Here is a 21,036-nt window from a genome sequence, read left to right as displayed (position 1 = left end):
GCGCATATCACTGCGGGTTGGCACGGGTGCTGGAAAGCAACGACTTCAGGTTGGCAGCCTTCGGCTTGACCAACCAGAAACGGCGCAAGTAGTCGTCGAGGTTCTCGGCGAGTTCACGACCCCACTCGCTGTCGGTTTCCGCGACGTACTCGTTCAGCACGTTCTGCAGGTGGCTGCGATAGGCTTCCATCGCCTCGCCGCTGATCCGCTGGATTTCCACCAGTTCGTGGTTGACCCGGTCAACGAAGGTGTTGTCCTGATCGAGCACGTAGGCGAAACCGCCGGTCATGCCTGAGCCGAAGTTGTAACCGGTCTTGCCCAGAACGCAGACGAAACCGCCGGTCATGTACTCGCAGCAGTGATCGCCGGTGCCTTCCACGACCGTATGGGCACCGGAGTTGCGCACGGCGAAACGCTCGCCCGCGGTGCCGGCGGCGAACAGCTTGCCGCCAGTGGCGCCGTACAGGCAGGTGTTGCCGATGATGGCGCTGTTCTGGGTCTGATAAACGCTGCCCTTCGGCGGCACGATGACCAGTTTGCCGCCGGTCATGCCCTTGCCGACGTAGTCGTTGGCATCGCCTTCCAGGTACAGGTTCAGACCGCCGGCGTTCCACACGCCGAAACTCTGACCCGCAGTGCCTTTGAAGCGGAAGGTGATCGGCGCCTTGGCCATGCCCTGGTTGCCGTGCTTGCGAGCGATTTCACCGGAAATCCGCGCGCCGATCGAACGGTCGCAGTTGCAGATGTCCAGATCGAACTCGGCCCCGCTGAGGTCGTTGATCGCCGACGTCGCCATCTCGACCATCTTCTCGGCCAACAGGCCCTGGTCGAATGGCGGGTTGCGCTCGACGCCGCAGAACTGCGGTTTGTCCGCCGGGATATGATCGCTGCCCAGCAGCGGGGTCAGATCCAGGTGATGTTGCTTGGCGGTCTGGCCTTCGATCACTTCCAGCAGATCGGTACGACCGATCAGCTCTTCGAGGGAACGCACGCCCAGCCTGGCGAGCCACTCACGGGTTTCTTCGGCGACGTAGGTGAAGAAGTTCACCACCATGTCGACGGTGCCGATGTAGTGATCCTTGCGCAGCTTCTCGTTCTGGGTCGCAACACCGGTGGCGCAGTTGTTGAGGTGGCAGATGCGCAGGTATTTGCAGCCCAGCGCGATCATCGGCGCGGTACCGAAACCGAAGCTCTCTGCACCGAGGATCGCCGCCTTGATCACGTCGAGGCCGGTTTTCAGGCCGCCGTCGGTCTGCACCCGGACCTTGCCGCGCAGGTCGTTGCCGCGCAGGGTCTGGTGGGTTTCGGCCAGGCCAAGTTCCCACGGTGCGCCAGCGTATTTGATCGAGGTCAGCGGCGAAGCACCGGTACCACCGTCGTAGCCGGAGATGGTGATCAAGTCCGCATAGGCCTTGGCCACACCGGCAGCGATGGTGCCGACGCCCGCTTCAGCCACGAGTTTCACCGAAACCAGCGCCTGCGGGTTGACCTGCTTCAGGTCGAAGATCAGTTGCGACAGGTCCTCGATGGAGTAGATGTCGTGATGTGGCGGCGGCGAAATCAGGGTCACGCCCGGCACGGCGTAACGCAGCCTGGCGATCAGGCCGTTCACCTTGCCGCCGGGCAGTTGCCCGCCCTCGCCCGGCTTGGCGCCCTGGGCGACCTTGATCTGCAGCACTTCGGCGTTGACCAGGTATTCCGGGGTCACCCCGAAACGGCCGGTCGCGACCTGTTTGATTTTCGAACTCTTGAGGGTGCCGTAACGCGCCGGGTCCTCGCCACCTTCGCCGGAGTTGGAACGCGCACCGAGGCGGTTCATGGCTTCAGCCAGTGCTTCGTGTGCTTCCGGCGACAGGGCGCCCAACGAGATACCGGCGGAATCGAAGCGCTTGAGCACCGATTCCAGCGGTTCGACTTCGCTGATGTCCAGCGGCTTGTCGAGGGTCTTGACCTTGAGCAGGTCGCGGATCATCGACACCGGACGGTTGTCCACCAGCGAGGTGTATTCCTTGAACTTGGCGTAGTCGCCCTGCTGCACGGCGGCTTGCAGGGTGTTGACCACATCCGGGTTGTACGCGTGGTATTCGCCACCGTGGACGAACTTCAGCAGACCGCCCTGCTGGATCGGCTTGCGCGGGCTCCAGGCTTCGGTGGCCAGTGCTTTCTGCTCGGCTTCGATGTCGACGAAACGCGCCCCCTTGATGCGGCTCGGCACGCCTTTGAAACTCAGGTTGCAGACTTCTTCGGACAGACCGATGGCTTCAAACAGCTGAGCACCGCGATAGGACGCGATGGTCGAGATGCCCATCTTCGACAGGATCTTCAGCAAACCTTTGGTGATGCCTTTGCGGTAGTTCTTGAACACCTCGTAGAGGTCGCCCAGCACTTCACCGGTACGGATCAGATCGCCCAGCACTTCATAAGCCAGGAACGGATAGACCGCCGAGGCACCGAAACCGATCAGCACGGCGAAGTGGTGCGGATCGCGTGCGGTGGCGGTTTCCACCAGGATATTGGAGTCGCAGCGCAGACCTTTTTCGGTCAGACGGTGATGCACCGCGCCGGTGGCCAGCGAGGCATGGATCGGCAGTTTGCCCGGCGCGATATGGCGGTCGCTCAGGACGATCTGGGTACGACCGGCACGCACGGCTTCTTCAGCCTGATCGGCCACGTTGCGGATAGCCGCTTCGAGACCGACGCTTTCGTCGTAGTTGAGGTCAATGATCTGCCGCTCGAAACCCGGGCGGTCAAGATTCATCAGCGAGCGCCACTTGGCCGGGGAAATGACCGGCGAGCTGAGGATCACGCGCGAGGCGTGTTCCGGCGATTCCTGGAAGATGTTGCGCTCGGCACCGAGGCAGATTTCCAGCGACATCACGATCGCTTCACGCAGCGGGTCAATCGGCGGGTTGGTGACCTGCGCGAACTGCTGACGGAAATAGTCGTACGGCGTGCGCACGCGCTGGGACAGCACGGCCATCGGCGTGTCGTCGCCCATCGAGCCGACGGCTTCGTAGCCTTGCTCGCCGAGCGGACGCAGCACCTGGTCGCGCTCTTCGAACGTGACCTGATACATCTTCATGTATTGCTTGAGCTGATCGACGTCGTAGAAAGCCGAACCGTGATCGTTGTCTTCCATGGTCGCCTGGATGCGCAGGGCATTCTTGCGCAGCCATTGCTTGTACGGATGACGGGATTTCAGACGGTTGTCGATCGCGTCGGTGTCGAGGATCTGACCGGTTTCGGTGTCCACGGCGAGGATCTGACCAGGACCGACGCGGCCCTTGGCGATCACGTCCTGCGGCTGGTAGTTCCAGACGCCGATTTCCGAGGCGACGGTGATGAAACCATTGGTGGTGGTGACCCAGCGCGCCGGGCGCAGACCGTTACGGTCGAGCAGGCATACCGCGTAGCGACCATCGGTCATCACCACGCCGGCCGGACCGTCCCACGGCTCCATGTGCATCGAGTTGTACTCGTAGAACGCACGCAAATCCGGGTCCATGGTTTCGACGTTCTGCCACGCCGGCGGAATGATCATCCGCACGCCACGGAACAGGTCGATGCCGCCGGTGACCATCAGCTCCAGCATGTTGTCCATGCTCGAGGAGTCGGAACCGACACGATTGACCAGCGGGCCGAGTTCTTCCAGATCCATCAGATCGTTGGTGAACTTGGTGCGACGAGCCTGGGCCCAGTTGCGGTTGCCGGTAATGGTGTTGATCTCGCCATTGTGGGCGAGGAAGCGGAAAGGCTGGGCCAGCGGCCATTTCGGCAGGGTGTTGGTGGAGAAGCGCTGGTGGAACACGCAGATCGCGGTTTGCAGGCGCTGGTCACCCAGGTCCGGATAAAACGCGGCCAGGTCGGCCGGCATCATCAGGCCTTTATAGATGATGGTCTTGTGGGAAAAGCTGCAGATGTAGTGATCGGTATCAGCGGCGTTGGCCACCGACGAACGACGACGGGCGCTGAACAGCTTGACCGCCATGTCCTGATCGCTCAGGCCTTCGCCGCCGATGTACACCTGCTCGATCTGCGGCAGGCGCTCGAGGGCGAGGCGGCCGAGGACGCTGGTGTCGATCGGCACTTTGCGCCAACCGATCAGTTGCAGGCCTTCAGCGAGGATCTCGCGGTTCATGTTCTCGCGAGCAGCTTCGGCCTTGGCCGGATCCTGGTTGAAGAAGACCATGCCCACGGCATATTGCCTGGGCAGCTCGACGCTGAAGGCTTCCTGGGCAATGGCACGCAGGAAGGTGTCGGGTTTTTGAATCAGCAGACCGCAACCGTCACCGGTCTTGCCGTCGGCATTAATCCCACCGCGGTGGGTCATGCAGGTCAGGGCCTCGATGGCCGTTTGCAATAGGGTATGACTGGGTTCGCCCTGCATATGGGCTATCAGGCCGAAACCGCAGTTATCCTTGAATTCATCTGGTTGGTACAGACCTGCTTTCATAGACACTTTCTCACCAGGCTGCCTCTTTTCGAGGCAAATTTCTTTTCAATTCAACCACTTGCATCTCGCGCCGAACGTACGCCGGCTTTGCGGGGGCAAAAGGGTGGTCATTGTACACAGCGACACAGACGCTCACAAATTTGACGACGAAATGTCGCAAATCCATGTCGCATTTGTGAAAGGTTTAAAGCGATCTGCTGTGCTAGTCAAAACTTTTTTAATTCTGACCGCAACGACTCAAAGACTACTGTGACGCAGACACCACAAGGCACGCGACCTGAAAGGAAGCGCGCACTTGTAGAAATTTTGAGGTGCTTGGAGAGGCGGCCTGGGTAAGGCCGCCGAATCTTCAGCGAGTTGTTGCCAGTTCCTGTTGGACGCTGGCGACAGTGCGAGGCCAAGGTTTACCAGCCTGAACCTTCGCTGGCAAGGCCTTGATGGCAGAAACGGCCGCATCACGGTTGGCAAAACTGCCATAGGTGATCACGTAAAGCGGCTTGCCGTTGAGGACTTTCTTGAAGTAGCGGTACTCGCCGCCCTGCTCCTTGACGAAGCTTTGCGCTGCCGCTTCGGAGCTGGTACCGAGGATCTGCACCACGTAGTTGCCCGGGGCTTGACCTGCGTACCAGCTGCCACCGGCGGCCTTGGCGACGGTAACCGGCTTCTCGGCGGCTTTCTCGACCGGTTTGGCCGCAGCCACAGGCTTGGCAGGCGTCGGGGCTGGCTTGGCAACTGGCGCAGCCGGAGCAGGCGCTGGCTTGGCCGTGGCAACCTGGGTGGGTGCCGGCGTCGGCTTGGCCGCAGGGACCGGAACCGGCGTCGGTGCCGGGCCGGCAGGCACACCGGCCGGTGGCGCGGTAGTGGTTACGGTCGGCGGCGTGTTGCTCGAGCCTTCCAGCGGCACGCCATCGTCACCCTCGGTAATCCCGCCCGCCGCTTCGGCCAAAGGCTTGCGCATCACCGGTTGCGAATTGCCGACCAACGGCAACGGCATCGGTTGGGTGTTACCGGCGAACTCCACGTTCGGCGCACCGCCCTGTCCCAGCGGCAGCTGAGCCTGTTCATTGGCCGGCGCCCCGGCGGTCGGCGCCTTGTTGCGACCGGGCATCAGCCAGGCGGCAGCGACCGCCACCACAACGACGGCGGAAATCGCCAATACGTGTTTCTTCGGCATGTTGAACCCCATACTTGGACGCTTCACCGCAGAGCGGCTGGCAATCATGACTTCGATCAGTGCATCGCGGGCGACCTGGTTGATGTTGCCGGGCCAGCCCTCGGAGCTTTCGTGAATATCAGAGATCTGATCCGCGGTGAAAAGTTCGACACCCCGACCGGCTCCTTCCAGCCGCTGATCGAGGTATTCGCGGGTTTCCTCTTCGGTGTACGGCTGCAATTCGATGACGTGAAAGCGCTCTTCCTCAAGGTGCAGCGCCTCAAGTTGAGCTATCAGCGACGATTCGCCGAACAGGAACACATGCGGGCGACCTTCCGGCGCGCCGGCGCCCAGCGCCATCAGGGCTTCGAGCGCGGATTCGTCGAGCTGCTCGGCGTCATCCACCAGCAGATAGACTTCCTGACCGGTCAGCGCCAGCTGTACGACCTGATCGAGAATCGCCCCGACCTCGGCCTGGGCAACGTCCAGTCCCTGGGCGACCTGACGCAGCACACCGGCCGCATCGCCGGCACCACGGGCGGAGACGACGACACTTTGAACCGACTGTTTGTTGGTACTGGCCACCAGTGCCTGACGCAGCAGCGTCTTGCCGCTGCCCTGAGGGCCGGTGACCACCAGCAGCAACTGGCTGTAACGCGCCAGATGATGCAGTTGCCCCAGCACGGGTTTGCGCTGGGCCGGAAAAAACTTGAAGCCCGGGACCCGTGGAGCGAAAGGGTCGTGACTTAACTGGAAATGGCCGAGAAACGCCTCGTCGGCATGCAAACTAGTCATCGGAATCTTATTAACCTTTAAGCTGAGCCAGAGCGCGGTAGTCCGCTCCCAGCGTGGCCTGTAGAACCTCTTTCGGATAATCGTCGGTCACCACCGCTTCGCCCATCCGGCGCAGCAGCACCAGGCGCAAACGACCGTCGATCACTTTTTTATCAATTGCCATGTGTTCGAGAAAATCGGCTTCGGTCATTTCTTCCGGCGGAATGACCGGCAGGCCGGCCCGCTGAAACAGACGGATGCCACGATCACGCTCCTGCTCGCTGATCCAGCCGAGGCGCGCGGACATGTCCAGCGCCATTACGGTGCCAGCAGCGACCGCTTCGCCGTGCAACCAGACACCATAGCCCATGTGGGTCTCGATGGCGTGGCCGAAGGTGTGGCCGAGATTGAGCGTGGCGCGCACGCCGGTTTCCTTTTCATCGGCACCGACCACCGCAGCCTTGGCGGCGCAGGAGCGCTCGATGGCATAAGTCAGGGCTTTCTGGTTCAGCGCACGCAGGGCGTCGATATTGTCTTCGAGCCAGCTCAGGAACGGTTCGTCGCAGATCAGACCGTACTTGATGACCTCGGCCAGGCCCGCCGACAGTTCTCGCTCTGGCAGGGTCTTCAGGGAGGCCGTATCGATCAGCACCACGTTCGGCTGGTAGAAGGCGCCGACCATGTTCTTGCCCAGCGGGTGGTTGATCCCGGTCTTGCCGCCCACCGACGAATCGACCTGTGACAACAGCGTGGTAGGAATCTGGATGAAATCGACACCGCGCTGGTAGCAGGCGGCCGCAAACCCGGCCATGTCGCCGATCACACCGCCCCCCAGAGCGATCACTGTGGTGCGACGATCATGACGGGCGGTCAGCAGACCGTCGAAGATCAATTGCAGGGTTTCCCAGTTCTTGAAGACTTCGCCGTCAGGCAGTACCACGGAAATCACCGAATACTGCGCCAGGCTGCGAGTCAGACGCTCGAGATAGAGCGGCGCAACGGTCTCGTTGGAGATGATTGCCACTTGCCGCCCGTGGATGTGCGGAGCCAGCAGTTCAGGCTGATCCAACAGACCTTCGCCAATATGAATCGGGTAGCTGCGCTCGCCTAGATCGACCTTGAGTGTCTGCATGTGTCCCCACAGTGAAGATGGAAGCAGGCGTCCTGCCTTGAATTATCGGATGTCCCCGGTCTTGAGGGTGTGACGCCGCTTGCGTGCGATGCGCCACAACCCTCGACAGGACGCCGAGGATAGCGCATTTCCGGCGAGGCTTTAACGGGGCGGAAGCTGTGCCAGGCGGTCAAGAATGTCGAGCACCACCATGCGCGGTGGCCGCTCGTCGGTTTCCACCACCAGATCGGCGATTTCCCGATAAAGCGGATCACGGATCGCCAGCAGGTCGCGCAGGGTTTTTTCGGGATTGGCCGTGCGCAACAGCGGACGGTTGCGATCACGGGAGGTGCGACCGACCTGCTGCTCGACGGAGGCGTGCAGGTATACCACCCGCCCGCCTTCGTGCAGCGCCTTGCGGTTGGCATCGCGCATCACCGCGCCACCGCCGGTTGCCAGCACAACGCCGTCGAACGCGCACAGCTCGGCGATCATCGCCTGTTCTCGATCACGAAAACCGGGCTCGCCTTCCTTGTCGAAGATCCACGGAATATTGGCGCCCGTACGCAGTTCAATTTCCTTGTCGGAATCCTTGAACGGCAGGCGCAGCTCTTTGGCCAGTAATCGGCCGATGGTGCTTTTCCCAGCGCCCATCGGTCCTACAAGAATCAAATTTCGCACAGAATCAACGACTCACAGCAATCGCCTGGTTATTCATGATACGCGGAGTGAGGAATACCAGCAGCTCGGATTTTTTCTCCGAAACCACATCACGCCGGAAAAGGCGGCCAAGATACGGCACATCGCCAAGAAATGGCACCTTATCTACGACCTTGCTTTGAGTATTTGAGAAAACCCCGCCAATCACGATGGTCTCGCCGTCGTTCACCAGCACCTTGGCATTGACCTCGTTTTTCTTGATCGGCGGCACATCCTGCACCTTGTTCAGGTAATCCGGTTCGTCTTTGGTGACTTTCACCTCCATGATGATGCGGTTGTCCGGGGTGATCTGCGGCGTGACTTCCAGCGACAGCGAGGCCTCCTTGAAGGACACCGACGTGGCACCACTGGAGCTGGCCTCCTGATACGGGATCTCGGTGCCCTTGAGGATCTTCGCTGTCTCCTTGTCGGAGGTGACCACCTTGGGCTGCGAGACGATTTCGCCGTTGCCGGTCTTCTCCATCGCCGTCAGCTCGAGATCCAGCAAGACGTTGTCGGTGATGAAGGCGATGCCGATCCCGGAGGTGTTGTTGACCGTGCCCATGTCGACGAACGGCGAGTTGGTACTGGTGCTGCCCGGCGTACCGATGGTGGTCGACGAACCATTGCTCACCCCGGAAGTGTTCCAGTTGCCCTTGTTCTGGATCGAACCGCCCCAGCGCACGCCCAGGCTCTTGTCGTAATCGACGTTGGCCTCGACGATTCGCGCCTCGATCATCACCTGGCGCACCGGAATATCCAGCTGCGCCACGATCCGCCGCAGCTCGTCCAGGCGATCCTGGGTCTGATAGGCGATGATGTTGTTGGTGCGCTCATCGACGGTGATCGAGCCACGCTCGTCGACCTTGGCCTCGGCGCTGGTGACCGACTGGAACAGCTTGGCAATGTCCGCCGCCTTGGCGTAGTTCACCTGCAGCAGTTCACGACGCAGTGGCGCCAGCTCGGCGATCTGCTTCTGCGACTCCAGCTCCTGCCGTTCGCGAGCGGCAATTTCATCTGCCGGCGCCACCAGCAACACATTGCCTACCTTGCGCTTGTCCAGTCCTTTGGTCTTGAGCACCAGATCCAGCGCCTGATCCCATGGCACGTTTTGCAGGCGCAAGGTGATACCGCCCTGCACCGTGTCGCTGGCCACCAGGTTGAGGTTGGTGAAGTCCGCAATCAACTGCAGCACCGAGCGCACATCGATGTCCTGAAAGTTGAGGGACAGTTTCTCACCACTGTAGTTGTTGCGGTCGGCGTTGCGTTTCTGCAGATCGTCGATGGTCAGTGGCCGGATACTCACGGTCAGCTTGTTGTCGGTCTGGTAGGTTGAATAGTCGAACGTGCCGCCGGGCTCGACGGTAATGATCGCCCGATCACCGCTGACGGCGGCGTTGACGAACTGCACCGGGGTGGCGAAATCCTTGACGTCGAGACGCACCCGCAACGGTTCCGGCAACTGGGTACGGGCAAAGTTGAGAATGATCTTGCCGTCATGTTCCTGAATGTCCGGAGCGATGGCAGGGTCGGACAGGTCGATGACGACGTTGCCCTCGCCTGCAGTGCCGCGCTGGAAGTCCACACCACGGATGGCCCTGGCGACTGGCGCATAAGCCCGCGCCGGCGCCGCGACCGGCGTGGCACGCGGCGTCTTCGCGGCAGGTCGCGGCGCAGCGGGCCTGGTGCCTTGTCCGACCACCACGAACAGCGTGTTGCCCTCGACCCGGGTGTCATAAGGTGCCAGCTGCGTCAGATTGATGATCAATCGGGTACGGTCGTTGGCTTCGACCACCGTGGCGGAGCGCGCATTGCCACTGCCAAGGTCGCGGGTCTTGTTCGCAAGCTGGCTGGCCACTCCCGGCAGATCAAGGGCGATCCGCGCCGGCGAGTCGGTGGTGTAACCCTTGGGTTGCGGCGGCGGGCCGTCGAACGACAGCTTCAACTCGACGCGATCCCCCGGCAACGCCGCCACGTCCAGCATCTTCAGGTTGGCCGCTTCAACCATCGGTGACAGCAGCGCTATCCATAGCGAAAAACCGAGGGTGGAGAAAATCCTGTTCATTGTTCGACTTCCACTATGAGTGCTCTTTCAAAGGAATGGTGCGCGGCCGCTCCAGCCAGGCGCCTTCGCCGTCCGGAACGATCTCGATCACATCGACCTGGGAGGCGCTGATGGCGACGATGCGCCCCTCGTTGCGCCCCAGGTAATCGCCGACTTTCAGCCGATGCACCCCGCCGGCACCGCGCAACAGCGCATAGAAGCCGGAGGCATTGGCAATCGTGCCGACCATCTCGAACTGCTCGATGTTGAAACCTTCGAGGTATTGCCTGACCCGGTTCGGATCGGGTTTGACGTTACGTGAACCGTGCTGCTGCCCGGCCAGATCGACCCGAACCTGACGCGAGAACGGGCTGCGCAGATTGGCTGCGCTGTAGGTGAACGTCGGGTAGGAACGAAAGGTCGGTGTCGGTTCGATCCTGCCTGGCGGTCGCAGGCGCACCTCATTCATGTAGGCATCGAGATCGCTGAAGTCACGGTCGCCGCAACCGCACAACCCCAGGGTCAATGTCGACAACAGAAGGAATCGGATCGGGCTCATTTCTGCAGCCCCTTGTCGTTGTAGCGGTAAGTCTTGGCGAGGATGCTCATGCGCAGCTTCGTCCCGCCCTCAGGGTTGGCCGGGGCCAGTTCGAAATCATGCAGGGTCACGATCCGCGGCAGACCGGCCACACCGCTGACGAAGGTGGCGAGGTCATGATAGGCGCCGGTAACGGTGATCTGGATCGGCAGCTCGATGTAGAACTGCTGCGTCACTTCGGGCAACAGTTTGATCTCTTCGAATTCAAGACCGCTGCCCAGTCCGGTGCGGGTGATGTCCTCCAGCAACCCGGGCACTTCGGTATCGCTGGGCAATTGCCGCAGCAGCACACCGAACGAATTCTCCATCTCGCTCATCTGCTGCGTGTAAAGCTCCAGGTTGGCCGCCATGCGCGCCTTGCTGGCGAATTGTTCCTTGAGCGTGGCTTCTTCCGTACGTTTGGTTTCAAGCCCGCTTTCCATGTCACTGATAAAGAAGTTGTAGCCCAGCGCCAGAACCAGAATCATCAGCAGCGCCCCGGCAAGGCCTTTCACTGCCGGCGGCCACGAGCCGATGTTGCTGGTGTCCAGATCGTTGAAATCGATATTGCGCAGGCTGGCCAGCCATTCGGACGGTTTCATGGCTCGTCCTCCAGGTTCTTCGGCCGGGTCTGGTGAACAGTCAACTGGAAAACGTTGGCCTGATCCAGCTGCCCTGCCGTGGTCGCCTTGACTTCATTCAGGGTCGGCGCATCGAACCAGTCGGACGCTTCAAGGTTGCGCATCAGGTCCGATACCCGATTGTTCGATTCCGCCGCGCCACTGATCGACAGGGTCTTGCCGACCATTTTGACGCTGGTGAAATACACACCGTCAGGCAGGGTACGCGCCAGTTGATCGAAGATCCGCCCGCTGACCTGCCGGTTACCCTGCAAGTCCTGGATGATGCGCATGCGCTCCACCAGTTGCTGACGACGCGCCTTCAGTTCGCTGATCTGCTTGATCCGCTCATCGATCACGGCGATCTGTTTGCCGAGGTAGTCGTTACGAGCCTGTTGATGCTCGATGGCCATACTGAGCACCTGCGCAGCAATGAAGAGCGCACCGATCGAGCCGACCACCACCCCGGTCAGGGCCAGCAGAAAGCGTTTGCGCCGTTCTTCGCGGCGTTCCTCACGCCAGGGGAGAAGGTTGATCCGCGCCATCAGTCGAAACTCCTGAGCGCAAGCCCGCAGGCAATCATCAGGGCCGGCGCGTCACTGGCCAGTGCTCCGGCGTTGACCTTGCTGCTCAGGGCCATGTCGGAAAACGGATTGGCAACCTGGGTCGGCGTGCCCAGGCGTTCTTCGATCAAGCGGTCCAGACCTGGCACCGAGGCCGTACCGCCGGCCAGCATGATGTGATCGACCGCGTTGTACTGACCGGAAGCGAAGAAGAATTGCAGGGAACGCGAAACCTGCTGCACCAGCGCCTCGCGAAACGGCTGCAGGACTTCGCTGACGTAATCGTCCGGCAGGCCGCCCTGCTTCTTGGCCAGCCCGGCCTGCTCGAGGGTCAGGCCATAGCGACGCTGGATCTCCTCGGTCAGCTGGCGACCGCCGAACAGTTGTTCGCGGGTATAGATGATCCGCCCGTTATGCAGGACGCTGAGGGTGGTCATGGTGGCGCCGATGTCGACCACCGCGACGGTGAGGCGCTCCTGCGTGGCGGCCAGTTGCGTGGCCAGCAGACCGAACGAACGTTCCAGGGCATAGGCCTCGACGTCCACCACCCGCGCTGTCAGACCGGCCAGCGCCAGTGCCGCCTCCCGGACTTCGACGTTTTCCTTGCGACAGGCGGCCAGCAGCACATTGACCCGCTCGGGGTTGCGCGGCGAAACGCCCTGGACTTCGAAATCGATGGCCACTTCGTCCAGCGGATAGGGAATGTACTGGTCGGCCTCGATCTTGAGCTGGTTTTCCAGCTCATCCTCGGACAGGCCGGCATCCATCTCGATGACCTTGGTGATCACTGCAGAGCCGGCCACCGCCACTGCCACGGATTTCAGCCCGGTGCGCGCCTTGACCAGGACCCGGGACAGGGCATGCCCGACGCCTTCGAGTTCGGCGATGTTCTTCTCGACCACGGCATTGGCCGGCAAAGGCTCCACCGCGTACGCCTCGACCCGGTAGCGCTCCCCCTGGCGACTGAGCTCCAGCAACTTCACCGAAGTGGAGCTGATATCGATCCCCAGCAACGTATTGGTCTTTTTATTGAAGAGTCCTAGCACTACCAATTCCCTATGACTTTCCGTGAGTTACGGACTCTGTAATGCGCATTGCGTTCCCTCGCCCCGTCTTGACAGAAGCGCAAATGACGCCCCCAGCGGAAAAGTGCTTATAATGCCCAGCGATTTTTTCCGCTTTGTACCGCCAGCGCGGGCCGTTCTGTGTGTTCCCGGAACCCTGGCGCCAAATTCATTCTTTGCCCTGGATGTCCAAAAGCCTTGATTCGTCTGCTGAAATTCTTCGGTTGGTCCATCGTCGCCGTTTTCTGCGGACTGCTTTTAGTTCTCAGCGGCGCGTTTCTTTACCTTAGTCCGGGTTTGCCATCTGTGGAGGCGCTGAGAAGCATTCAGTTGCAGATTCCGCTCCGGGTGTACAGCAGCGACAACAAGTTGATCGCAGAATTTGGCGAAATGCGCCGCACACCGATCCGTTTCGCCGACATTCCCCCCAATTTCATTAATGCGTTACTAAGTGCTGAAGACGACAATTTCGCCAACCACTACGGCGTCGATCCGAGCAGCCTGATGCGTGCCGCGACCCAGCTGGTCAAAAGCGGGCACATTCAGTCCGGCGGCAGCACCATCACCATGCAGGTGGCGAAGAACTTCTTCCTGACCAGCGAACGCAGCTTCTCGCGCAAGGCGACTGAGATCCTCCTGGCCCTGCAGATCGAGCGACAGCTGACCAAGGACGAGATCCTCGAGCTGTACGTGAACAAGATCTATCTGGGCAACCGCGCCTACGGCATCGAGGCGGCGGCGCAGGTGTATTACGGCAAGTCGATCCGCGAGGTCAGCCTGGCGCAGATGGCGATGATCGCCGGCCTGCCGAAAGCCCCGTCGCGCTTCAACCCGCTGGCCAACCCCGCCCGCAGCAAGGAGCGTCGCGACTGGATCCTCGGGCGCATGTACAAACTCGGCAAGATCACCGAGGCCGACTACACCGCCGCCATCAACGAACCGCTGAACGCCAGCTATCACGTACCGACCCCGGAAGTGAACGCGCCGTACATCGCCGAGATGGCCCGCGCCGAAATGGTCGGCCGCTACGGCAGCGACGCCTATACCGAGGGTTTCCGCGTCACCACCACGGTGCCGAGCAACCTGCAGGAAATGGCCAATACCGCGCTGCACGAAGGCCTGATGACTTACGACCAGCGTCACGGCTACCGTGGTCCCGAATCGCGCCTGCCGGGCAAGACCCGTGAAGCCTGGGCCGTCGAATTGACCAAACAACGCACCATCAGCAGCCTCGAACCGGCCATCGTCACCCAGGTCGACAAGAACGGCCTGCAGGTGCTGACCCGTACCGGTGAAGAGCATGTGGCCTGGGACACCATGAAATGGGCGCGTCCGTTCCTCAATACCAACAGCATGGGCGCCGCGCCGCGTCAGCCTTCGGATGTGGCGCAGGTCGGTGATCTGGTGCGCGTGCAGCGTCAGCCGAACAATTCGCTGAAATTCAGCCAGATTCCGCAGGCGCAAGGTGCACTGGTATCGCTGGACCCGCAGAACGGAGCAATCCGCTCGCTGGTTGGCGGCTTTGCGTTCGAGCAGAGCAATTACAACCGGGCATTGCAGGCCAAGCGCCAGCCGGGTTCGAGCTTCAAGCCCTTTGTCTACAGCGCCGCACTGGATAACGGCTACACAGCTGCCAGCCTGGTCAATGACGCACCGATCGTGTTCGTCGACGAGTATCTGGACAAGGTCTGGCGTCCGAAGAACGACACCAACACCTTCCTCGGCCCGATCCGCCTGCGCGAGGCCCTTTACAAGTCGCGCAACCTGGTTTCGATCCGCCTGCTGCAAGCCATGGGCGTAGGCAAGACCATCGACTACATCACCCGTTTCGGTTTCAACAAGCAGGACCTGCCGCCAAACCTTTCGCTGGCACTGGGCACCGCAACCCTGACGCCGATGGAAATCGCTACCGGCTGGAGCACCTTCGCCAACGGTGGCTACAAGATCACCCCGTACATCATCGACAAGATCGAAAGCCGCAATGGCGACACGCTGTTCGTCGCCAACCCGCCGACCGTGCCGCAGGGCGGCGAGGCCACCGACGGCATCGCGGCACCGGCGACCCCATCGATCACCGTCGACGCAGCACCGGTTCCGGGTGAAGCACCGGGCAGCGCCGCTGTGCCGCAAGCACCGGCAGTCGCCGAGCGCATTGTCGATGGTCGTACCACGTACATCCTCAACAGCATGCTGCAGGACGTGATCAAGCTCGGCACCGGTCGTCGCGCACTGGCCATGGGCCGCAGCGACATCGCGGGCAAAACCGGGACTACCAACGAATCCAAGGATGCGTGGTTCTCCGGTTACAACGCCGATTACGTGACCACTGTGTGGACCGGTTTCGACCAGCCGGAAAGCCTTGGTCGACGGGAGTTCGGCGGCACCGTGGCACTGCCGATCTGGATGAACTACATGAGCGCGGCACTCAAGGACAAGCCACCGCATGTCCAGCCGGAGCCGGAAGGCATCCTCAGCCTGCGGGTAGACCCGGTCAGCGGCCGCGCAGCTTCGCCGAGCACACCGGGCGCCTACTTCGAACTGTTCAAGGCCGAAGACACGCCGCCGTCGGTCAACGAGATCGGCAACGGCGCCGTGCCGGGCAGCCCGCTGCCGGCGGATGAACAGGCGCCGATCGATTTGTTCTGATCCGGATCCGCTAAAAAGCCCCGCCTTCGTGAGAAGTGCGGGGCTTTTTATTGCTTGAGGGAGTTACAGTGGATGGAACCGGCCCCATCGCTGGCAAGCCAGCTCCCACAGGTTTTGTTGAATGTCCACAGTGTGCGCCTCACTTCATTTTTTGTGGGAGCTGGCTTGCCAGCGATGAGGCCTGCGTACCCAATACAAAACCCTCAGGCACAAAAAAGCCCCGACTCTCACGAGCCAGGGCTTTCGCTTGAAGCGTTACAACGACTTAGCCGTTGAACACGTCATCCACGCTTTTCAGCGGGTAGTGCTTCGGATACGGCAGGGTCGCCACACCGGTCTCGATGGCGGCCTTGGCCACGGCGTCGGAGACGACGGTGATCAGGCGTGCGTCCATCGGCTTCGGAATGATGTACTCACGGCCGAACTCCAGCGCGTCGACGCCGTAGGCGGCGCAGACTTCCTTTGGCACCGGCAGCTTGGCCAGATCCTTCAGGGCGTTGGCGGCAGCGATCTTCATTTCTTCGTTGATGCGCTTGGCGCGAACGTCCAGGGCACCACGGAAGATGAACGGGAAGCCCAGCACGTTGTTGACCTGGTTCGGGTAGTCCGAACGGCCGGTGGCCATGATCACGTCGTTACGGGTGGCGTGAGCCAGTTCCGGGGAGATTTCCGGATCCGGGTTGGAGCAGGCGAAGACGATCGGGTTGGCCGCCATGCGCTTCAGCTGCTCGGCGCTCAGCAGGTTCGGGCCGGACAGGCCGACGAATACGTCAGCGCCTTCGATGGCGTCGTCCAGGGTGCGCTTCTCGGTAGCGTGAGCGAACACAGCCTTGTACTGGTTCAGGTCGTCACGGCCAGCGTGGATCACGCCGGTACGGTCGATCATGTAGATGTTTTCGACCTTGGCGCCCATGCTCACCAGCAGCTTCATGCAGGAGATGGCGGCAGCGCCGGCGCCCAGGCAGACAATCTTCGCGTCCGCCAGGGTTTTGCCGGCGATTTCCAGGGCGTTGATCATGCCGGCAGCGGTCACGATCGCGGTGCCGTGCTGGTCATCGTGGAATACCGGAATGTCGCACTGCTCGATCAGGGCGCGTTCGATCTCGAAGCACTCCGGAGCCTTGATGTCTTCCAGGTTGATGCCACCGAAGGTGATGGAAATGCGCTTTACGGTGTCGATGAAGGCTTGCGGGCTTTCGGAGTCGACTTCGATGTCGAACACGTCGATACCGGCGAAGCGCTTGAACAGTACACCTTTACCTTCCATCACAGGCTTGGAGGCCAGTGGGCCGAGGTTACCCAGACCGAGAATCGCGGTGCCATCGGAAATGACTGCAACCAGGTTGCCCTTGCCGGTGTACTTGTAGGCCAGCTCAGGATCGCGGGCGATCTCGCGCACTGGTTCAGCTACGCCGGGGCTGTAGGCCAGCGACAGGTCGCGGGCGGTAGCAGTGGCCTTGGTGAGCTCGACACTCAGCTTTCCTGGACGAGGATTGGCATGATATTCGAGAGCGGCAGTTTTCAGATCAGACATTTTGGCATTCCGCTTTTTACTGTTGGACAGACTGGTCAGCGAGGATACGCGCCTCGCAAAGTCCCCACAAGACTGCCCGGTCACCCCTGTCAAGCGCCCTGCCCTACGACTTTGGGCCAAGAGCCACGGCGCACAAGGGCTCGACTGTTCACAATCGACAGAAAAAATGTCTACAATTTTTCTTCAGCGAGATGTCTGCAACATGGAAGGATCGGTCAGCGGCAACAGCCAACGGGCCTGACCCGCTTTCAGTCCGCCCCTTCGTGAACGATCGACTACCCAGCCCCGGGCCTCGATCTGCCTGCCCTTCAGCGCTTGCAGGGCGTTGCCATCGAAGCGCTCCAGCAGATTGGGTGCAACACGCAGTACAAGCTTGTCCTGCAACTCGATCCAGATTCCGCCACGATTGCGCTGAACCTTGCTCACACGCCCGCTGACGATGGCGAAACCCGAGCGCTCGATCTGCTCCGCTTTCAGTACAGGTGAGCGTCTCCAAAGACCGAGCCCGGCCTGCCGAGCACTACGTTCGGCGGCTTGCTGACAATCGACAAGATCGACATTCGGTGCCACCGCGACGTGGAAACCCAGGCCATCGGCGAGCATTTGTGCCTCGAGACTGGCGCCGCTGACGCTGTAGAGATGGGCGAGCGTACGCCCGTAATGGTCTTTTTCTTGCGCACCAAGGCGCAAACCCACCCGTCCGCCACTGCCAGCCACCAGGGCTTCCAGGCGTTTGCGCGCCGCCACGGCAAACGGTTCGTCGCTGCGGCCCTGCTTGCCCAATTCAGGTGTGTTGAGACCGATCAGGCGTACGCTGCGGCCATCACTCAGGCGCACCGTGTCACCATCGACGACCCGTTGCACCACAACGCCGGACACGCCCGAAGGCGCCGGACAAAAGGCCTGGGCAGCGGACAGCCAAATCGCGGACACAAAAAAGGCGCCCGCAAGGGACGCCTTTTTCATCAGTCCGGAAAAGCCGCTGAGGTTTTCCAGAATGAAGGGCCTCAGGCCTTTTTCGCGCCGAAAGCACCGAAACGGTCGGCGAACTTCTGAACGCGACCACCGGTGTCCAGAGTCTTCTGCTTACCGGTGTAGAACGGGTGGCACTCGCTGCAAACGTCGATCGCCAGGGCTTTGCCGAAGGTCGAACGGGTTTCGAACTTGTTGCCGCAGCTGCAAGTTACTGCAACTTCTGGGTAATTCGGGTGGATATCGGCTTTCATGGTGTTTTCCTCAGCTGGCGTGCCGCCATCCAACACGATTGTTGAATACCGCACGTAATTAGGCCGCGGATTCTACCAGACAATGCCAATCACGCAAGCTGTCACTGAGACCGACCGTCTGCTAGGCTCGCGCCCCAAATGCTGATCATCCGCACGCAAACCTGTGGGAGCGGGCTTGCCCGCGAAGAGGCGCATAAAGTCGGCATCTTCATCGACTGTCAGGACGCTTTCGCGGGCAAGCCCGCTCCCACAGGGTTCGCGCTCAGCCTTTCATACTGCCCGCTCACAGAGAATCCTCCGCGTGCCCGACGCCATTCTGCGCCTCGCCCTGCCTTCGCCCCTGCGCCGCCTGTTCGATTACCGGGCCCCGGCCGGTGTCCGGCGTTCGCAGTTGCAGCCGGGCATGCGCCTGCGGGTACCGTTCGGTCGTCGGGAGATGATCGGGATTCTGGTGGAAGTCAGCGACACCAGCGAAGTCCCGGCGGACAAACTCAAGCCGGCGCTGGCCCTGCTCGACACCACCGCGCCCCTGCCACCGGCCCTGTTCAAGCTGTGCCTGTGGACCGCCCAGTATTATCAGCACAGCCTCGGCGACACCCTGAGCTGGGCGCTACCCGTGCTGCTGCGTCAGGGCGAACTGGCCGAAGCGCGCCAGGAACGCTTCTGGTCCGTCGCTCCCGGCGCCAGCCTCGATGACCCACGTATCACCCGCGCACCACGTCAGCGTGAGGCCCTGGCAACGCTGGCCCAGCATCCTCACGGCGTCGCCCATCAGTTACTGAGCAAACTGATGCTGAGCAAGGACAGCCTCGACCTGTTGCTGGCCAAGGATCTGGTGCAGGTCGAAGTGCGCCGCCACGCCCCCGGCGTGCGTCACGAGCACTGGCTGGCCCAGCCGGAGCTGCCGCTCAACGGCGAACAGCGCGCCGCCTATGAAGCGATTCGCGCCGGTTTCGACAGTTATCACGCGTTCCTGCTGGCGGGTGTCACCGGCAGCGGCAAGACCGAAGTCTATTTGCAGCTGATCCGCGAAACCCTCGAGGCCGGCAAGCAGGCGCTGGTGCTGATCCCGGAGATCAACCTCGGCCCGCAAACCCTGGTCCGTTTCGAACAACGCTTCAACGCCCGCATCGCCCTGCTGCACTCGGCAGTCAACGACCGCGACCGTCTGGATGCCTGGCTCGCTGCCCGTGACGGCGAGGCCGACATTATTATCGGCACCCGTTCGGCGCTGTTCACCCCGATGAAAAATCCGGGGCTGATCATCATCGACGAAGAGCACGACAGCTCCTACAAACAGCAGGAGGGCTTGCGCTATCACGCCCGGGATCTGGCGCTGGTGCGGGCGCGACAGGAAGACATCCCGATTGTCCTCGGCTCCGCAACGCCATCGCTGGAAAGCCTGCACAACGCTTACACCGGTCGTTACGGACTGCTGCGAATGAACGAACGGGCCGGCGGCGCCAAACCACCACGATTCCTGCGCCTGGATGTAAAAAGTCGCCCGCTGGACAGCGGCATTTCCGGACCGATGCAACAAGCCATCGGCCAGACCCTCGCCGCCGGCCAGCAGGTGCTGGTGTTCCTCAACCGCCGCGGCTTTGCTCCGACACTGCTGTGCCACGATTGCGGCTGGATGTCCGAGTGCCAGCGCTGCGATGCACGGATGACCGTGCATCAGCGTTATGGCGAATTGCGCTGCCACCATTGCGGTTACGTCGAGCGCGTGCCGCGCCAGTGCCCGAAATGCAACAAGGTCGACCTGCGGCCAGTAGGCGCCGGTACCGAACGGGCCGAGGAGAGGCTGGCGATTCTGTTCCCGGATTACCCGGTGCTGCGCGTCGACCGCGACAGCACCTCGCGCAAGGACGCGATGAACCAGTTGTTCGCCACGATCCAGAAAGGCCAGCCGTGCATTCTGGTCGGCACCCAGATGCTGGCCAAGGGTCACCACTTTCCCCGGGTGACGCTGGTGTCGATCCTCGATGCCGACGGCGGCCTGTTCTCCGGCGACTTCCGTGCCAGCGAACGCATGGCGCAATTGATCGTGCAAGTTGCCGGGCGCGCCGGGCGGGCTGAGGAACCGGGCAAGGTGATCATCCAGACCCATCTGGCCGACCATCCTTTATTGGTGCAATTGACCGAGCAGGGTTATTTCGCCTTCGCCGAACAGGCCCTCAGCGAGCGCCGCGCCGCTGGCCTGCCGCCGTTCGCTCATCTGGCACTGTTGCGCGCCGAAGCGCACAAACCGGGGCAGGCCGAAGGTTTTCTCGACGAGGCGTGCAGCGAAGCCGAGCGCTTGCTGGCCGAACAGAACCTGAGCGGCATCGAGCTGCTGGGACCGGTGCCGGCACCGATGGAACGCCGGGCCGGACGCTTCCGCGCTCAATTACTCTTGCAGGCCACGGCCCGGGCACCGCTGCACCGGTTGCTGGCGAGCTGGCTGCTGACGCTGGAGCAGATGCCGAGCGGGCGGGCGGTGCGCTGGTCTTTGGATGTCGACCCCGTCGATTTGTATTGATTGATCGATGGCTTCGCTGGCAAGCCAGCGCCCACAGGGGAATTGTGTTGT

At 61.6% G+C, this 21,036-nt stretch carries 14 protein-coding genes; 2 read left to right on the top strand and 12 right to left on the bottom strand.

Annotation, left to right across the window (positions count from 1 at the left end; all coding sequences use genetic code 11):
- Positions 1 to 7: 7 nt before the first annotated feature.
- The 9 genes from gltB to NWV16_RS02970 form a co-directional block, all read right to left on the bottom strand.
- The gene (gltB, locus tag NWV16_RS03010) at positions 8 to 4,453 is read right to left on the bottom strand and encodes a glutamate synthase large subunit (protein ID WP_260521910.1); all 4,446 of its coding nucleotides are present in this window, start codon (positions 4,451 to 4,453) and stop codon (positions 8 to 10) included.
- A 349-nt stretch (positions 4,454 to 4,802) separates the two neighbouring features.
- Positions 4,803 to 6,401, bottom strand: a complete 1,599-nt coding sequence (locus NWV16_RS03005; RefSeq protein WP_260521909.1) for an AAA family ATPase — start codon at positions 6,399 to 6,401, stop codon at positions 4,803 to 4,805.
- A 10-nt stretch (positions 6,402 to 6,411) separates the two neighbouring features.
- Positions 6,412 to 7,512: a 3-dehydroquinate synthase gene (gene aroB / locus NWV16_RS03000; protein ID WP_260521908.1), complete on the bottom strand. Its 1,101-nt coding sequence runs from the start codon at positions 7,510 to 7,512 to the stop codon at positions 6,412 to 6,414.
- Positions 7,513 to 7,653: 141 nt separating this feature from the next.
- A complete protein-coding gene (gene aroK, locus NWV16_RS02995; RefSeq protein WP_011332081.1) occupies positions 7,654 to 8,172 on the bottom strand; it encodes a shikimate kinase AroK in 519 nt (172 codons plus the stop codon).
- A 4-nt stretch (positions 8,173 to 8,176) separates the two neighbouring features.
- Entirely contained in the window at positions 8,177 to 10,255 is a 2,079-nt protein-coding gene (gene pilQ, locus NWV16_RS02990; RefSeq protein WP_260521907.1) for a type IV pilus secretin PilQ, read from the bottom strand.
- 13 nt (positions 10,256 to 10,268) lie between these two features.
- A complete protein-coding gene (locus tag NWV16_RS02985; protein ID WP_260521906.1) occupies positions 10,269 to 10,793 on the bottom strand; it encodes a pilus assembly protein PilP in 525 nt (174 codons plus the stop codon).
- Positions 10,790 to 11,413 carry a type 4a pilus biogenesis protein PilO gene (gene pilO / locus NWV16_RS02980; RefSeq protein ID WP_260521905.1) on the bottom strand — a complete coding sequence of 208 codons (624 nt, stop codon included), beginning with the start codon at positions 11,411 to 11,413 and terminating at the stop codon, positions 10,790 to 10,792. Before pilO ends, NWV16_RS02985 begins: the two co-directional genes overlap by 4 nt.
- Positions 11,410 to 11,976, bottom strand: coding sequence for a PilN domain-containing protein (locus NWV16_RS02975; RefSeq protein ID WP_260521904.1), 567 nt, complete (start codon positions 11,974 to 11,976; stop codon positions 11,410 to 11,412). The genes pilO and NWV16_RS02975 overlap by 4 nt, the downstream gene beginning before the upstream one ends.
- On the bottom strand, positions 11,976 to 13,040 hold the full coding sequence (locus NWV16_RS02970; protein ID WP_260521903.1) for a pilus assembly protein PilM: 1,065 nt from the start codon (positions 13,038 to 13,040) through the stop codon (positions 11,976 to 11,978). Before NWV16_RS02970 ends, NWV16_RS02975 begins: the two co-directional genes overlap by 1 nt.
- A gap of 219 nt (positions 13,041 to 13,259) precedes the next feature.
- Between NWV16_RS02970 and NWV16_RS02965 the strand changes: the two genes are divergently transcribed.
- Positions 13,260 to 15,704 carry a penicillin-binding protein 1A gene (locus NWV16_RS02965; protein ID WP_409519370.1) on the top strand — a complete coding sequence of 815 codons (2,445 nt, stop codon included), beginning with the start codon at positions 13,260 to 13,262 and terminating at the stop codon, positions 15,702 to 15,704.
- A 265-nt stretch (positions 15,705 to 15,969) separates the two neighbouring features.
- Here NWV16_RS02965 and NWV16_RS02960 read toward each other — a convergent pair whose 3' ends face one another.
- The 3 genes from NWV16_RS02960 to rpmE all read right to left on the bottom strand — a co-directional run bounded on the left by NWV16_RS02960 (position 15,970) and on the right by rpmE (position 18,464).
- A complete protein-coding gene (locus NWV16_RS02960; RefSeq protein ID WP_260521901.1) occupies positions 15,970 to 17,238 on the bottom strand; it encodes a malic enzyme-like NAD(P)-binding protein in 1,269 nt (422 codons plus the stop codon).
- A gap of 183 nt (positions 17,239 to 17,421) precedes the next feature.
- Positions 17,422 to 18,204: a thermonuclease family protein gene (locus tag NWV16_RS02955; RefSeq protein WP_260521900.1), complete on the bottom strand. Its 783-nt coding sequence runs from the start codon at positions 18,202 to 18,204 to the stop codon at positions 17,422 to 17,424.
- A gap of 41 nt (positions 18,205 to 18,245) precedes the next feature.
- Positions 18,246 to 18,464, bottom strand: a complete 219-nt coding sequence (gene rpmE, locus NWV16_RS02950; RefSeq protein ID WP_260521899.1) for a 50S ribosomal protein L31 — start codon at positions 18,462 to 18,464, stop codon at positions 18,246 to 18,248.
- Between the two features lie 301 nt (positions 18,465 to 18,765).
- On the opposite strand from rpmE, the gene NWV16_RS02945 reads away from it, so the two are divergent.
- Positions 18,766 to 20,985, top strand: coding sequence for a primosomal protein N' (locus NWV16_RS02945; protein ID WP_260521898.1), 2,220 nt, complete (start codon positions 18,766 to 18,768; stop codon positions 20,983 to 20,985).
- Positions 20,986 to 21,036 lie beyond the last annotated feature (51 nt).

It is taken from the genome of Pseudomonas sp. BW7P1 (genome assembly GCF_024981055.1).
GTDB lineage: Bacteria > Pseudomonadota > Gammaproteobacteria > Pseudomonadales > Pseudomonadaceae > Aquipseudomonas > Aquipseudomonas bananamidigenes.
This window is presented reverse-complemented; position numbering and strand designations above follow the sequence as displayed.